The 15,587-nt window shown below is 34.4% G+C and carries 13 protein-coding genes and 3 pseudogenes; 5 read left to right on the top strand and 11 right to left on the bottom strand.

What is annotated here, in order from left to right:
- Window positions 1–214: 214 nt before the first annotated feature.
- The gene (locus B5P40_RS09020; RefSeq protein WP_113709176.1) at window positions 215–1,855 is read left to right on the top strand and encodes a family 14 glycosylhydrolase; all 1,641 of its coding nucleotides are present in this window, start codon (window positions 215–217) and stop codon (window positions 1,853–1,855) included.
- A 429-nt stretch (window positions 1,856–2,284) separates the two neighbouring features.
- Here B5P40_RS09020 and B5P40_RS09025 read toward each other — a convergent pair whose 3' ends face one another.
- The 5 genes and pseudogenes from B5P40_RS09025 to B5P40_RS09045 form a co-directional block, all read right to left on the bottom strand.
- Complete coding sequence (locus tag B5P40_RS09025; protein ID WP_000650501.1) at window positions 2,285–2,851, bottom strand: plasmid pRiA4b ORF-3 family protein; 567 nt, start codon at window positions 2,849–2,851, stop codon at window positions 2,285–2,287.
- Window positions 2,852–3,188: 337 nt separating this feature from the next.
- Window positions 3,189–3,563, bottom strand: a complete 375-nt coding sequence (locus B5P40_RS09030) for a GNAT family N-acetyltransferase (RefSeq protein WP_258402135.1) — start codon at window positions 3,561–3,563, stop codon at window positions 3,189–3,191.
- A 128-nt stretch (window positions 3,564–3,691) separates the two neighbouring features.
- Entirely contained in the window at window positions 3,692–4,771 is a 1,080-nt protein-coding gene (locus B5P40_RS09035) for an RNA-guided endonuclease InsQ/TnpB family protein (protein ID WP_002193549.1), read from the bottom strand.
- A 5-nt stretch (window positions 4,772–4,776) separates the two neighbouring features.
- Complete coding sequence (gene tnpA / locus B5P40_RS09040) at window positions 4,777–5,178, bottom strand: IS200/IS605 family transposase (RefSeq protein ID WP_113709177.1); 402 nt, start codon at window positions 5,176–5,178, stop codon at window positions 4,777–4,779.
- Window positions 5,179–5,360: 182 nt separating this feature from the next.
- Window positions 5,361–5,840, bottom strand: a pseudogene (locus tag B5P40_RS09045) (amino acid permease); the annotation flags it as partial.
- A gap of 385 nt (window positions 5,841–6,225) precedes the next feature.
- On the opposite strand from B5P40_RS09045, the gene B5P40_RS09050 reads away from it, so the two are divergent.
- Both B5P40_RS09050 and B5P40_RS09055 read left to right on the top strand, forming a co-directional pair.
- On the top strand, window positions 6,226–7,134 hold the full coding sequence (locus tag B5P40_RS09050) for an Rpn family recombination-promoting nuclease/putative transposase (RefSeq protein ID WP_002192079.1): 909 nt from the start codon (window positions 6,226–6,228) through the stop codon (window positions 7,132–7,134).
- A 299-nt stretch (window positions 7,135–7,433) separates the two neighbouring features.
- On the top strand, window positions 7,434–8,141 hold the full coding sequence (locus tag B5P40_RS09055; protein ID WP_002193544.1) for an IS6 family transposase: 708 nt from the start codon (window positions 7,434–7,436) through the stop codon (window positions 8,139–8,141).
- Window positions 8,142–8,356: 215 nt separating this feature from the next.
- Here B5P40_RS09055 and dltC read toward each other — a convergent pair whose 3' ends face one another.
- The 6 genes and pseudogenes from dltC to B5P40_RS09085 all read right to left on the bottom strand — a co-directional run bounded on the left by dltC (window position 8,357) and on the right by B5P40_RS09085 (window position 13,973).
- The gene (gene dltC / locus B5P40_RS09060; RefSeq protein WP_002035156.1) at window positions 8,357–8,596 is read right to left on the bottom strand and encodes a D-alanine--poly(phosphoribitol) ligase subunit DltC; all 240 of its coding nucleotides are present in this window, start codon (window positions 8,594–8,596) and stop codon (window positions 8,357–8,359) included.
- A gap of 41 nt (window positions 8,597–8,637) precedes the next feature.
- Window positions 8,638–9,162, bottom strand: a pseudogene (locus B5P40_RS09065) (hypothetical protein).
- Window positions 9,163–9,248: 86 nt separating this feature from the next.
- Entirely contained in the window at window positions 9,249–11,012 is a 1,764-nt protein-coding gene (locus B5P40_RS09070; RefSeq protein WP_113709178.1) for a SulP family inorganic anion transporter, read from the bottom strand.
- Window positions 11,013–11,155: 143 nt separating this feature from the next.
- Window positions 11,156–11,590, bottom strand: a complete 435-nt coding sequence (locus B5P40_RS09075; RefSeq protein ID WP_113709179.1) for a DNA mismatch repair protein — start codon at window positions 11,588–11,590, stop codon at window positions 11,156–11,158.
- A gap of 1 nt (window position 11,591) precedes the next feature.
- Entirely contained in the window at window positions 11,592–11,945 is a 354-nt protein-coding gene (locus tag B5P40_RS09080; RefSeq protein ID WP_002193538.1) for an ArsR/SmtB family transcription factor, read from the bottom strand.
- A 599-nt stretch (window positions 11,946–12,544) separates the two neighbouring features.
- Window positions 12,545–13,973 (bottom strand): annotated as a pseudogene (locus B5P40_RS09085) (IS4 family transposase).
- 376 nt (window positions 13,974–14,349) lie between these two features.
- Between B5P40_RS09085 and B5P40_RS09095 the strand changes: the two are divergent.
- Entirely contained in the window at window positions 14,350–15,105 is a 756-nt protein-coding gene (locus B5P40_RS09095; RefSeq protein ID WP_113709181.1) for an SDR family oxidoreductase, read from the top strand.
- A gap of 40 nt (window positions 15,106–15,145) precedes the next feature.
- The gene (locus B5P40_RS32565; RefSeq protein ID WP_142936359.1) at window positions 15,146–15,331 is read left to right on the top strand and encodes a hypothetical protein; all 186 of its coding nucleotides are present in this window, start codon (window positions 15,146–15,148) and stop codon (window positions 15,329–15,331) included.
- Window positions 15,332–15,587 lie beyond the last annotated feature (256 nt).

Genomic DNA, 15,587 nt, shown 5'->3' on the forward strand with positions numbered 1-15,587 from the left:
GTGAAAGTGGGGGTAGTTCAATTCAGAGATTTTTTGCACCAGAACCGAATAATCTGTAATCGAATTTTAAAATAAACAAGTTAATTAATCTAGCTTGTTTATTTTAGTTTAATATTATGCAATATTTTTCATGCAAACGATTGCGTTTTTCGTATATAATGAAAACGGATACAAAAGTGTTTTATAAATTTAAAAAAGGAAAAGGAGAAAAGGGATGAAAAAACAGTTTCAATATTATGGTATTGTCATTTTATCTGTCTTGATGTTATTTGTATCTCTATTAATTCCACAAGCAAGTTTTGCAGCCGTAAATGGAAAAGGAATGAATCCGGATTACAAAGCTTACTTAATGGCACCATTAAAAAAGATTCCGGAAGTAACAAATTGGGAGACATTTGAAAATGATTTAAGGTGGGCAAAACAAAATGGTTTTTATGCTATTACTGTTGATTTTTGGTGGGGAGATATGGAAAAGAACGGGGATCAGCAATTTGATTTTTCATACGCACAGCGTTTTGCTCAATCAGTAAGAAATGCAGGTATGAAAATGATACCTATTATTTCTACACATCAGTGTGGTGGAAATGTTGGCGATGATTGTAATACACCAATTCCTTCATGGGTTTGGAATCAAAAAAATGATGATAGTCTTTACTTTAAATCTGAAACCGGAACCGTTAATAAAGAAACATTGAATCCACTTGCTTCAGATGTAATTCAAAAGGAATATGGTGAACTATATACGGCATTCGCAGTAGCTATGAAACCGTATAAAGATGTAATCGCAAAGATATACTTATCTGGGGGACCAGCTGGAGAGCTGAGATATCCTTCCTACACATCTGCTGATGGAAGCGGTTATCCATCACGTGGAAAGTTTCAAGCCTATACAGAATTTGCAAAATCAAAATTCCGTTCATGGGTATTAAATAAATATGATTCCTTAAATGAAGTGAACAAAGAGTGGAGTAAAAAATTTACTTCTGTTTCAGAAATTTTACCACCAAGTGATGGGGAACTGTTTCTAAAGAATGGATATAACTCTTCATATGGAAAAGATTATTTAGAATGGTATCAAGGTGTTTTAGAAAGTCATACAAAATTAATTGGTGAATTGGCACACGATGCTTTTGATCCAAGTTTTCAAGTACCAATCGGCGCAAAGATTGCAGGAGTACATTGGCAATATAATAATCCGGTTATACCTCACGGGGCAGAAAAGCCAGCAGGGTATAATAATTATAGCCATTTACTTGATGCTTTCAAAAGCGCAAAGTTAGATGTAACATTTACTTGTCTAGAGATGACAGACAAAGGTAGTTATCCAGAATATTCAATGCCTAGAACATTAGTACAAGAAATTGCAACATTAGCTAATCAAAAGGGAATTGTATTAAATGGTGAAAATGCTTTAAGTTTAGGAAATGAGGCAGAGTATAACAGAGTTGCAGAAATGGCTTTTAATTATAATTTTGCTGGATTTACGTTACTTCGGTATCAAGATGTAATGTATAACAATTCATTAATGGAGAAATTTAAAGATTTATTAGGTGTGACTCCTGTTATGCAAACGATTGTAGTAAAAAATGCTCCTACATCAATAGGAGATACTGTTTATATTACTGGGAATCGTGCGGAATTAGGAAGTTGGGACACGAAACAGTATCCAATTCAATTATATTATGATTCTCATAGTAATGATTGGAGAGGAAATGTTGTGTTGCCAGCTGAAAGAAATATAGAATTTAAAGCATTTATTAAAAGTAAAGATGGAACGGTCAAATCATGGCAAACAATACAACAAAGTTGGAATCCAGTCCCACTGAAGACTACCTCTCATATAAGTCGGTGGTAATTATATTATGTAAACAAAAAAGATACTTTAATAAGTGATAAAGGATTTTTTTTGTTTTTGAAGGAAAAATAAATCTTAAAAAATGTCACATTCCTCTTTCTAGTTCTGTTGCAAAGTTTCCGAAGACATAAAGAGATGGGGAATATTGCGGACCAGTTTTATGAAACTATTAATAATTCATGTAATTCGTTATAGGGGTCTCGCCACATCGCTATCAAGCTAAGGTTATGAAGTACCATCACGACTTTCACCGAAATCACAAGGAGTCATATAAGGGATAGCACTACCCATAAAGCAAAAAATACGTTATCCTTTCTGTAGAATCATAGGAAAGAATAGCGTATTTTTTCATTTTATGGGGTATTTTGTTTTGTTAGGTTGATAGCGATGTGGCGATATCCCATAAATAAACTAGCATTCATTTAGTACTTAATCACAATAAGTTAATCCTTTATTAATTTCGTGTATGTCAAAGAAAGAAGGATCAAAATTTAATAAATCCCATTCTGCGTAGATTTTATGTTGTGGGTGTGAAGAATCTTTTATCGCTTCTAAAAATTCAATATACCCTGGAATGCCCCCAATATCCTCTAATGGCGCCGCATTTTCTCCTCCTATACATTTTATTTCATCAGAAGGTTGATCAAATATCTTTTCAACATGAATCTGTAACAGCCAATGATCTCCAAAATCATATACATATTGAAAAGCCTGATCCGTTTTTCCGATGTGTTGGTGTAGCATAGTTTTATCAGCATGTAGCATCGGGGACGACGTAGTCATTGCCAATGTATGAAAGGAAATGCTCGGATCAGGAGGAGATGAAATTACATATTTCCCCACAGTAAATTCAAATAAATGTTGGTGTTGCCACTGAAATAAGCATTGAATCACGTCATGTAAATCATCAAAGGATAAATCTGTCGGTAAACTAACTCTTCTCCAAATGGGGAAAGGACATCCCACTAATTCCAAGTGCAATTGATAACATTTCATTTGTGTTTCCTCCTGTTTTAAATGGATGGTATATGTCTAGTTATCATTTTCGCTGAAATAGTAAGAAATATAAAGTATAAATCAATAGGAGGAACAAAAAATCATGCTAGTGTACAAAGAATTCGTTGTTACCCCAAACTGAAAAAATGAGCTGAATTGTCGATAGGTAAAAATTTTCGTTTAGGGGGGACTTCACATCACTATCAACCTAAGGTTTTGAATTATCCCCATAACGAAAACTTTATGCATCGTTGACTTCTTTTAAACTGTGTTAGTTAATTTAAAGATAATTAAGAAAGCCGTTCCTATAGCTAAGAATGGCTCTTATATATAAAACTTAATTAATTGGTATATACTTCTTGAATCCCTTACTTATAGTGCCATTATAACCATTTTTAGAAAAGAATTTATGTGCTTCTATTCTAGTTGTACTACTTAATAAGATAATTCTTGTGGATCCCCTTGCAATTGATAGCCGTTCTACATGTTTTAGTAACTTTTCACCTATCCCATTACCTCGAAAATCTTCATTTACAATCACATACTCTAGAACGGTATATGGTCTAAATTGATATCCAGGATCAAGACAAAAAGTCATAAATATACTTCCTTTAACTTTACAATCTTCCTCATATACAAATAAAAAATTATTAGAATCATTCCTTATCTGCTCAATTCTTTCTGTTGAGACTCCCACGACTGAAGTCGGCAAGCCCTAATCCTTACGGATTAACGGGTGGGATTCTTGAATGACTAAGCGTTCGCAGTCCATTTCTGTTTTGAACAGCCTTCAAGATGAGGGCATCTCATTGCCCCTCCTAAACCAGACCATATAGGTGCTTAGGCTGATTGACTGTTACCATCAATCACAGTTGCGTAGCGAATATTCATCGCCCCAACGATATCACGATGTTTCTCAAACCCACATTTACACTTGTATTTTCTGTCTTGTGCCTTGTTCTTTTCAGAACATTTTGGACAGGTTTGACTTGTATAAGCAGGGTTCACATATTCGATCTTAATACCAACTAATGTCGCTTTGTACTCGATAAATTGTGCTAAACGATAAAATGACCAAGTATGTAGATTTTTTTCGTTTTTACGGCTTGTTCTTGCCGTCTGTCTAATATTCGTTAGTTGTTCTAATCGAATGACAGAAATATTATTATATATTGCAAAATCAATAATTTTACGACTTACTTTATGTTCTTCGTTTTTCATCCATCTTTGTTCTTTATCATTATATTGGCGAATAGCATTCAATTGCTTACCTTCTCCTAACTGCTTGCGGACACTACGAAACTTACGTTTCATATATTTATTTCGTCTTCCGTTTCCGAAGAAACGAACCTTGTCACCGTCTGTTACTGCAACAGCGGGAACTTTTAGCCCTAAATCGACACCCATTATCTTTGTTCCTGTCTTTTCGGATGTAGGAATTGTAACAGATATTTGAGCGATCCATTTGTGAGATTTTTTTGTGATGCGGAGTGTACCTAACTTGTGTTTTAACAAATTATAGTTACGATTATTCTTATCTACTAATAAAACACGTATTTTCAAACGAGTTGATTTTCCATTCACCATAAATGGAATCGAGATGTGTGTGAAGTTAAATGAATAATTTTGGTTATTCCATACGCAAACGGGTTTCTTTAAAATCGGAATGATTTTGTATTTACTTTTTTTCACCTTTGTAGAAAACACACTTTTCGCATCTTTAATCGCTTGATTCTTAACCGCACTTGGTAGGTTAGCGAGAACATCTTTTGTACTTTTCTTAGTGCTTTTCTTTAACTCAACCATTTCAGATACAAGTTCATTAATGACCCTGATATATTCGAGGCTACTTTGTTCCAATAAACAGATTTGTTCTTTTGTTGGAAGCAATTTAACTTGAACTGTTATGGTTTGCGACATAAGTTTCACCCCCGTGTTTTTTGATTTTCAACATAATGTTTTATTGTCTCACTTGATACATTTCCAGCAGTAGAAACAAAATAGGAACGTGTCCACAGACTTGGCAAGTGCATAAGGTGAGGAAATTCGTCCCTCAAACGCTTTGATGTCACCCCTTTAATTTTTGCCATTGTATCGGCGGGACTAAGTGTTGGCATTGTATTTAAAAATAAGTGAACGTGGTCTGTATCACATTCCATTGCGATAATAACAATATCCAGTCCGTTACATATTTCTTGAACCAACATTTTGAAACGTTCTTCTACTTTTGTGTTTAGAAAAATCTTTCTTCTGTATCGTGGACAAAAAACAAAATGATAGTTAATGAATGATACGGTTGTTTTAGTTCTTCTATAATCATTTATCATGGTTATACTGTATCAGTTTATTTATTAAACTGCAACAAAAATGATAAAAAATACCAACACTTTGGATACTTAAAGTACCACAAACCTTTCGATTTTTAATGGTACTCCGTATCCAACCTCACTATCATCCCATGCCTAAAGGCGATGGGCTTTCTCGTTCGGAAATGGCTGTAATACAGTTGTAAGTCTACATATGTTCCCGCTTCAGGACTATATGCGCTTGTTAAAGCAGTAGGTAATGTAATACCGAATCCACTTAATAGTCCTTGTAAATACCCTGACCAACCAGATGCAACAGCTGAGGAAGCTAATCCATATTCTAAAATTAAATCCCACCCTAAAATCCAAGCGATCAATTCTCCAAATGTTGCATAGCTATAAGTGTAAGCACTACCGGATACCGGTACAGTAGATGAAAATTCAGAATAACATAATGCTGCAAATACACAGGCTAAACCGGATAAAATAAACGACAAAACAAGTGCTGGTCCTGCGTGTCCTGCTGCGGCAACACCGGTAAGAACGAAAATTCCAGTTCCGATAATAGCGCCAATCCCGAGCATAGTAAGATCAAAAGCACCGAGTTCTTTTTTTAAAGATGCCTCTTTTTGTTCTGACTGTGCTAATAATGCTGAAATAGATTTTTTTCGAAATAGATTCATATAGTTACCTCATCTCATGGTTGTTTTAATATTCCGAAAAATTACATCGTTTTGTCGTATAATGTCGAATCCTTGTAGTTCACATTTTTATTCAAATAAATATTTTAAGTATCACTTTATTTCTTTTCGCTCAATCCATTTGTTCCAAATATATGCCTTTAAGGGAAATACTTATATCCCTATGAAATCAAGGTTTGTTGCGGTTATAAATTCCTTAGCGTACCATTTTCTCAAAATTATATGGTGACCCCAAATCGTCTTTGATAATCTATTGTGTATATCTGTATGCATCCTCTATATAAATCATAGAGATTGTTTGCATGTTGACTTTGGTTTTATGTACAATATAGGTAAAGATATAGTCTGAAACAGGAAGAGGAAAACCATGTCCAATTCATTAGTAAATTTACGTATCGATTTTGCATTTAAGCAGTTATTTGGCACAAATGGGAATGAAGATATTTTAGTTGCTTTTTTAAATGCCATTTTAAAAGATTCTTTAGAATCACCTATTGTTTCCCTACAATTAGAAGATCCACATTTACATCGAGAATATGAAGAAGATAAATTATCAATTTTAGATATTTCGGCTACATTAAATACAGGAACAAAGGTAAATGTAGAAATACAGTTGAATAACAATCACGATATGATTAAACGAAGCTTGTATTATTGGGGAAGGTTATACACCTCTCAATTGCAAAAAGGAATGCCTTATAGCTCACTTCATAAAACGATTACCATTAACTTGTTAAACTTTGTGATGTTTCCAGAATATGAAGCGTTTCATACAACAGGAATCCTTTGGAATCAGCAACAACAAAAGTTATTAAGTGACGATATAGAAGTTCATATTGTAGAGATTCCAAAGTTACTACAGCAATGGCGCGAAGAGAAAGTTAATCCGTGGGAAGATTCGTTTGTTCGTTGGTTATTATTATTACCAGCGAATGAAGATGAGTATCTCACACAAACATTGGAGGACATTGCCATGAACCAAGATCCGATTTTACAAAAAGCAATGAATAAGTGGGAACGTATGAGTCAAGATTCATCTTTCCGTCAAGCATATGAAGCAAGAGAAAAGGCTTTAATGGATGAGGCTGCAAAGTTTGCTCATGCTCGTAATGAGGGGAAAAAGGAAGGAATTCAAGAAGGGGTTCAGCAAGGGGTTCAGCAAGGAAAAATACAGATGATTAAAGGTATGCATGAACTTGGTGTACCACTTGAAACGATTGCTAAAGCCAGTAAATTAGGCATAGATGAGATTGAACGTATTTTAGAACAAAAATAATCAGCAACAAAAAAAGAACCTATTAATTGGGTTCTTTTTTTGAGCTATTTGTCAACTCGGGGTACGGAAATGATTCCGGGTATGAGGGGCCAAGCTGGAAAAATATTCAATAATAATGTACCTTTGAAATAAAGTCGTACTGTTTATAAAAAAGTTGCACCGCTTTATCCCTTTGTATAAAGGGATATTTTTTGTGCGTATTATTAATGGTTCTGGTGCAAACACTCCAAAACGCTTGTAAGTAACCTCCTAAACTTGGACATACTGATACTAGTACTCTGAAAAAGGATGTGATTGGTATGGAAAAGCAAAATCTATTCAAGTGGAAACTTTATCAACCTGATATTATTTTATTAACCGTGAGATGGTACCTACGGTACAACCTCAGTTTTCGTAATTTAGTCGAAATGATGGAAGAACGTGGGTTATCCCTTGCTCATACAACTATCATGCGATGGGTTCATCAATATGGTCCTGAATTAGATAAGCGAGTACGACGTCATCTTAAATCAACCAATGATTCTTGGCGAGTCGATGAGACGTATGTGAAAGTCAAAGGTCAATGGATGTACCTATATCGTGCTGTTGATTCAAAAGGAAATACAATTGATTTTTATTTAAGCAAAACAAGAGATCATAGGGCTGCAAAGCGTTTTTTCAAGAAAGCTTTGCAGTCTTTTCATGTTTCAAAGCCCCGTGTGATTACAGTGGACAAAAACCCGGCCTATCCTATAGCGATTGAAGAGTTGAAGACAGAGAAAAAGATGCCTGTAGGCATCCAAATAAGGCAGGTAAAATACCTTAATAACATTGTAGAGCAAGATCATCGTTTTATTAAAAAGAGAGTTCGTTCAATGCTAGGATTGAACTCTTTTCGTACAGCTAAATCTATTCTTTCAGGAATAGAAGCGATGCATATCATTAAAAAAGGCCAACTTATTTTACGGGATAAGTCTGTCCAAAATGAAGTGAAGTTTATTCATCAACTATTCGGAATGGCTGCATAAGAATAGATTCCATTAGGCATCTATATACCTCTTTCAAATAAATACAATCTTTGCACCAGAACCAAATTAGACATATTTTTATTTCCTCCACTTGTTATCATTCATTTGAATAGATAAGCATTATTTTTCAATTTCCTTTTACAGATTTGTAAGACTAGCAATTACAAACTTTAATTTTGAGAAGTGTTTCTTATCTGTATCTCAAACACCTATTTTCATCTCATATCTTTCAATTTCTTAATAATCATGTTCGGTGTCGCCCATTCATCACGGTCAAAGTCAGAAATAGACACTTCGATGTTTAAACGTTCTTGAAACTCTACTAATAAAGACACTGTACCAAAAGAATCTAGAATTCCTTCTTCAAATAATTGCACATCTGGGTTCTCTTTTACGATATCATTTTCACATACTTCTTCTAACACATTTAATACTTGATCTTTAAATTCAGACATTATTTATTCTCCTCTATATCCATGATTTATAATGAATTTCTTCATAGTCTTCTATTTTTTAACACATCATTTAAAAGAATCTGCCCCATCATCATTACAAAGTTATCCCTGGTCTTTGTATAATAGTTATTAAGGCTTAACAGATAGTTGTTCCCCGGAACATATGTGATTACAAATCCGTTGTTTGTTTCTTTAGGAAAAGGAATATATATGTTTTTAACATCCGGGTTTATAGCAATTAAATCTTTTGGAAATAAACAATTTAGATTACTTAAAAACGCTTTTCCATTAGAGATAGGTTGGATTTTTTTAGCTATGTTAACACCATCTTTGTTTTTACTCGAAGCTACTCCTCATATAATTACACCACCAGAAACATGAGAAAAAAACGAGACATTTTTTTCATAATTCTTTTTATCATCTTTTGAAAGGATACTGTTTGTATAATCCGTTTTTCGTTTAAATGTAAGGAAGATATTCTCTTCTTGCTGTTTGATAATCATTTGTTGGATGTATGAAAAACTTTCTTGTTCACACCTTGTAAAAATCTTCTCCGCATTCTCCAAAGTAAACTTTCTCCTTCTCTATTTTTTAATAAAAGGATTAAAAGAGTAGATTAAATCAAACAAACTTTGTATGTGAAGTGAATTTTTTAAAAATCTAATGCATTTGCCTTATTCTTTATTGTATTCACTTCCTGAGATTGCTGAGAAAGCCCGGTACATTCATGAAAAGCGAAATGTTTACACCCTATACATTCTGTTGTATTTAAATGTCCTAAAGCACAGTTAATGGCTTCCCCGGTATGGTTAAAAAAGTTTGCTTCCCCAATCTCAGCATACAATCCATTCTTATCTAGAGTTACTTTTAGCTCTGATTGAATGCCTGAAATAAGAAGTACGCCACCTTGTTTTTTAAAATGCTGAACAATATTCCTAAAGTAAGACTCTCCTGTGGTATCAATAAAAGGAACTTTTCCCATACGTAAAATTAAAACTTTTGGTTTATAATGAGTGGTCGCTAAAATATTTTGTTCAAATGTTTGAGCAGCCCCAAAGAATAATGGCCCTTCTATTGTGTAAATACTAATTTGTGGGCAATCATGAGCTTTATTTACCACATGTGGTAATAATTTTTCATTCTTTTTTGTATGATCAGGAAGCACTTTAGATATGACAAGCATATTACTCATACGTTTTGTAAACAAAATAATAGCTAAAATAAGACCGATTTCCACAGCTGTTGTCAAACTAGTAAATACAGTAAGCAAAAATGTTACCAGTAATACAAGAGAGTCTCCTGTCTTCATTTTAAGTATGTGAACAAAATGCTTTTGCTCACTCATGTTCCAAGCTACTACCATTAAAATAGGAGCCATACTGGCAAGTGGAATATGTGAAGCATATGGAGCTAACAGTAGAAGTGTAAATAATACAAATCCTCCATGAATAACACCCGAAACCGGGGAGACCGCCCCACTCTTAATATTGGTTGCTGTGCGGGCAATTGCTCCAGTTGCCGGAATTCCTCCAAATAACGGTGTAACAATATTGGCAATTCCTTGGCCAATAAGCTCTTTGTTACTGTTGTGTTTACTATTTGTCATACCATCTGCCACGACGGCGGATAATAGAGATTCAATACCACCCAACATTGCAATAACAAATGCAGGACCAATTAACTGTTTTATACGCTCTACTGTGATTTCTGGTATATCAAACTGAGGAAGTGTGTTTGGAATCGTACCATATGCTGTACCAATAGTAGGTACATGACCTGAGAAAAATACAGTTGCAATTAAAGTTGAAATAACAACACCTACTAATGAACCTGGTACTTTTGGGAAAATTTTTGGTGTTATGAGTATAACAAAAAAGCAAATCAAAGCAATTATGACACTGTAAGAATTGGTAGTACCGATATGAGTAAAAATTTCCTTCAGATTCGCTATAAATTCCTCATGCTTTTTTATACCTGTTAAACCTAAAAAACTAGCAATTTGTCCCGTAAAGATACTGACAGCAATACCTGACGTAAAGCCAATTGTTACAGGACGTGGAATAAATTTAATTAAAGATCCTAGTTTAAAAATTCCCATAAGGCATAAGATAATTCCAGCTAATAAACCAGCAAGTAGTAAATTTTCATATCCATAGGTAATTACAATCCCTAAAAGAATAGGAACAAACGCACCTGTAGGCCCTCCAATTTGGTACTTTGAACCACCAAATAGCGAAATAAGTATCCCGGCAATACATGTTGTATAAATCCCATACTCTGGCTTAACACCAGAGGCTATAGCAAAAGACATAGCAAGCGGAATCGCAACAACTCCAACAATCATTCCTGAAAGAAGATCCTTTTGAAAATGTCCCAATGAATATCCTTTAAATCTTCCCGTAAATAACCCTTTCATTACAAAACCTTCTTTTCTATTTTTAATAAACCTTACTTCTTCTGAAAGAATATTTTCTTTTGATAAATTTGAGTTACAAATGCATTTCTCATACTCTTATATAGACGCTTTTTATCTCTTTATAAGGGAGCATCAATCTAATATTAGTTATACGTTTTGCTTAAATGACGTTCTAATTTACCTATATCTCCTCCTTCTTGTATGTAGGAATTCAACCTTTCTACTAGAAGTAATCCACCTCGACTATCTAGCTTTTTCATATCTATAAACGATTTAATTCTTACTTTATCTGGGGTACAATCTCTACGAAACATTTGTCCTGGAATTTCACTCCAGAAACTATTCCATTCGTCCAGTAACCCTATTTGATCAAATAAAAAACTTTGAATTCCGCATAACCAAGCTGTACAAGCTGTATTTCTCTTTTGACATCCAACTCCATCCTGTAAATGCTGGCATGAAAAACAACAAGAATTTCCACTTTTAATACAAACATTACAAACGTGATGAGCTCCTATTGAGCGAAATATTTCCATTCCATGTTGAATGATATCTTCTTTCTTAACTTCAATGCTCAACTTAACCCTCATTAACTATCGTTTCACGTTCTGCTTCATCTAGTTCTTCTAACATTGAAATCGTGTCGATTAAATGGTTGTTAAAAATTTTCCGTGCAACTACCAGTAAGTCCACAATCATAGGGTCCCGTAGAGAATATAAAACTCGTTTTCCATCTTTAGTACCAACAACAATGTTTTTTGAACGTAGTACACTTAATTGTTGAGAAACAGCTGAACCTTCCTTGTTAAGGATGGTTTGAATTTCATTTACACTTCTTTCACCCTCTGACAATAGTTCTAGAATACCTATTCGCAGAGGATGTGATAAGGCTTTAAAAAAATCAGCTTTAAATTGTTGCATTTCATTTCCCATTAAAACACCTCTAGTACTTATTTATAATTAAAAACCAAAAACATCATATACATTTTCAAATGTTTGAATATGTATATGATACTTCTATGACTTACTATTTTCAATACAAATTTTGAAACGTTGAAAAAGAACCAGAAACGACCGTTTAAGGAGCTCTATTTAGTTCTAATAAAACTGAAAGAAATACGGTCAAAAACCAGTTCCAAAACTCATTATCAAAAACAAAGTACCATAACAAACATTAAAAGTCGTTTATGGTATTTTGTTAACGTATGGTAAAACCAAGTTTTTCAACTTAGAAATTCCTTAGCGTACGAAATTCGCGTTTAGTTGGCGAGACCCCATCGCCATCAAGCTAATAAAGGCAAATACCCCCAAAACGAGAAAATCGGCATATTCAGGTAAAAATATACATTTTTTTGTTTTGGAGTAACTAGTTTCATTAACTTGATGGGCATGTGGTGCTACCCCATCGCTATCAAGCTAAGCTTATGCAAAGTCAATTTTAGGCGAGATTGTTTCTTTTTTCTAAAGGGCAAGTGTAGGTGATTGAAAGATTTGCATACGAAATAAACCCTAACGGGTTTCACTTTTTTGAATTAAGCGGCTTGATTATCAGACATGGTACAATTGTAAACAACACCTAATATATCAAAGACCGTTTTTTTCTCATATCGATGAGATTTCCGCCCGTTTTGCTGTAAGAGATTGAACAGGCGAATTAGAATCTTTGATAGCTCTTGGGTGTCTTTCTGTATAGCTTGGAAAAGAAGAAGAAAGTAATCTTTAATCATATATATGGCCTTATATTCACTCAGTTCTCGTTTCTTTTTCATAAGAAGTAATTGCCGCATTTGAAACATGGTAGAAGAACAGAGTAGAATGGCAATCAGTTGCCCATACAAATGGCATTCCAATCGTTCTCGTTTTATCTTTTTACAATGATGAATTTGAAAGAATGACTTCCACGTTTTAAATAAAATTTCGATTTGCCAACGCAAAGAATACCAGTCATGTACCTGTCCCATCGGGACAATATCTGTAGGGGTGTTTGTCATATATACATTGATTGATACCACTGAGCCGTTTACTACGAGGAGAATACTTCATTCCTTTCTTTTTCTCTCGAACAGCTTGATCTTGTAGACGTTTTTTTTGTTGTTCTTCTGTAAGTCGATGAACAATAACACGAGTCTGTACTTTGTCACTCATCCCTACATAAGCATCTGTTATTTCATAGGTTTGTCCTGGCTGCATGGAATTCATCAACTTCTCCATATCTAACTGAATGTATTGCGTACCTTTCTTTATTCTTCCGTCTTGAAAGTAACCTGGATTGAGATTTTTCTGATAAATACGAGTGTTGGATTTGATACGAGAGATATAGTAGGCTTTCTTATCATGTATATGTTGAAGATCTTTGAGATGAAAATAACCTAAATCTCGGATACACAAGTCATTCGCTTTCACAGTTGGGACGCACAAAGAACCGTAAGTTCGATCATGTTGTTTACCTGGTCCTGTATGAATGTGAAGGAACTGTCCACTTAAAAGGTCATATTCAAGTTGGATTTTCACACCGGCCTTATGACTGCAACCTCCTGCACCTGGGTAAGTCGATGAAAATACATCTGGAAGTTGAAATGCAGTTGAATCTAAGATACGAATACGCTTAAAAATAGAAGTATATGGCGAAAAAAAAAGCATAGATGAAGATAACTTTTGGTTCAGAAGTTTAGCTAATACTTGTTGGAGAAACTGCACAGCTGTGGCGTTAAATCGTTGATTCAGTCCTTCAGGACTGATAAGTACCGCTGTTGATGCTTCTAAACAGCTACAAAGTTGGGTTAAGGAAGTTTTCGCGACACTTTGGCTTATCCATACGCATAAAGCTACTAAATCTTGTGCTTGATACTTACTTGTTCGCTGTACAAACCCAACATCTCTAGCAAGATCCTGTAAGGTATTTGGGGACAAAAGACTCTGAATTTCCTGTGCAAATAGTTGTAACTCGTCAGATATCGACATACAAAAAAACGCCATCCTTTCCTATGATTCTACAGAAAGAATAACGTATTTTTTTCACTTTGAGGGGATTTCTTTTTGTTAGCTTGCTAGCAATGTGGTCGAACCTCTAATAGTTACTAATAATAATTGCATGTTAATAATTGGATATATTGATTATCACCAGCAAGAAAAGTATAATAATGGTAGAGATGTATACATATACGGGTGGAGTATGTCTATTCATTGAAAGAATAATCATTCAAGGAATGTATGGTGTGGTGTTATCATTCTATTTACTAGGCGGATACCTTTATGTATCGACTTTTATTTGTGATGAGAATAATACATCTCTAATTACACATATCATCGTGTGCTTATTTATTAGGGGGAATATGAAATGACACATTTACAAAATAAAGTTGCTCTTATAACAGGAGTAAGTAGTCCAAGAGGTATCGGCGCTGCTATATGTCGCAAATTTGCTTCTCAAGGTATAGATATTTTCTTTACACATTGGCAGTCTGAGGCTAGTTGGCCAGAGAAATTCCAAAAAGAGATTTTAGAATTAGGAGTCCGCTGTGACAACCTAGAAATTGATCTCTCAGATGCAAATGCTGCATTTGAAATAATGGATATTGTTACAAAGCAGTTTGGTACTCTTTCGATTTTAGTTAATAACGCAGCATACTCAAACAGAGATGGCTATGCAAAGTTAGATGGTCAAATACTTGATAACCATTATGCAGTTAATATGAGAGCAACTTTTCTTCTTTGTGCGGAATTTGCTCGCCGTTTTGAGAATTCGAATATAGATGAAGGAAGAATTATTAATATGACATCGGGACAAGAATTAGGGCCAATGCTTGGGGAATTAGCATATGCTGCAACAAAAGGAGCAGTTGCAGCTTTTACTAAGTCTATATCAGCGGAACTTGCTCCTTTAGGAATTACGATTAATGCGGTAAACCCAGGACCAACAGATTCAACGTGGATGACAGATGAAATTAGAAACCACCTTTTGCCTAAATTTTTAATGGGGCGTATTGGTATGCCAGAAGATGCAGCGTGCATAGTGGCATTTCTTGCTAGTGACGATGCAAAGTGGATTACTGGTCAAGTTATGAACTCAGAAGGTGGATTTTTACGAAGTTAAATGAAGTGAAGGGTTTATAGTCGCCGTATTGAGTGTCCTTATGTATTTTGTAACCGCTCTGTATCTCGAAAATGTAGTATATACATGGAAAGTATATATTAAAATATTTGCTGCAATATTAGTGATTGTTGCTAAGTCAAATCATCTCGTTTACTTATGGGCATTACCATACTACAATATTACTATTAATGACAGAAAAGATGATGGATGGACGATGATTAAATAATCCTATTTTCCATAAGAAAGTGACACACTATTTAATAAAATAGCTTATTTGGGTATAAATAATATAACGACCAATCCTGCCAAATTTAATTGGGAGGATTTTTTGTTCTCCCTTTAAAGAGAGGAATAGATGGTATGAAGGAACTTTTTAAAATACGGGAGGTCTCTGTGGGGGTAATGGGAAATACTGTATTAAACATAAAAATTTTGTTTTGGGGGCAACTTGTTCTGTTAGGTTGATGGCGATGTGGTGCTAC

Origin of the sequence: Bacillus sp. SRB_8 (assembly GCF_003264205.1) — a bacterium.
Lineage (GTDB): Bacteria > Bacillota > Bacilli > Bacillales > Bacillaceae_G > Bacillus_A > Bacillus_A mycoides.

Excerpts from the sequence above, each read along its gene's own strand:
- B5P40_RS09020 (WP_113709176.1), top strand. The coding sequence starts at position 215 with ATGAAAAAACAGTTTCAATATTATGGTATTGTCATTTTATCTGTCTTG.
- B5P40_RS09025 (WP_000650501.1), bottom strand. The coding sequence starts at position 2,851 with ATGAAATGTTATCAATTGCACTTGGAATTAGTGGGATGTCCTTTCCCC.
- B5P40_RS09035 (WP_002193549.1), bottom strand. The coding sequence starts at position 4,771 with ATGTCGCAAACCATAACAGTTCAAGTTAAATTGCTTCCAACAAAAGAA.
- tnpA (WP_113709177.1), bottom strand. The coding sequence starts at position 5,178 with ATGATAAATGATTATAGAAGAACTAAAACAACCGTATCATTCATTAAC.
- B5P40_RS09050 (WP_002192079.1), top strand. The coding sequence starts at position 6,226 with ATGTCCAATTCATTAGTAAATTTACGTATCGATTTTGCATTTAAGCAG.
- B5P40_RS09055 (WP_002193544.1), top strand. The coding sequence starts at position 7,434 with ATGGAAAAGCAAAATCTATTCAAGTGGAAACTTTATCAACCTGATATT.
- dltC (WP_002035156.1), bottom strand. The coding sequence starts at position 8,596 with ATGTCTGAATTTAAAGATCAAGTATTAAATGTGTTAGAAGAAGTATGT.
- B5P40_RS09070 (WP_113709178.1), bottom strand. The coding sequence starts at position 11,012 with ATGAAAGGGTTATTTACGGGAAGATTTAAAGGATATTCATTGGGACAT.
- B5P40_RS09080 (WP_002193538.1), bottom strand. The coding sequence starts at position 11,945 with ATGGGAAATGAAATGCAACAATTTAAAGCTGATTTTTTTAAAGCCTTA.
- B5P40_RS09095 (WP_113709181.1), top strand. The coding sequence starts at position 14,350 with ATGACACATTTACAAAATAAAGTTGCTCTTATAACAGGAGTAAGTAGT.
- B5P40_RS32565 (WP_142936359.1), top strand. The coding sequence starts at position 15,146 with ATGTATTTTGTAACCGCTCTGTATCTCGAAAATGTAGTATATACATGG.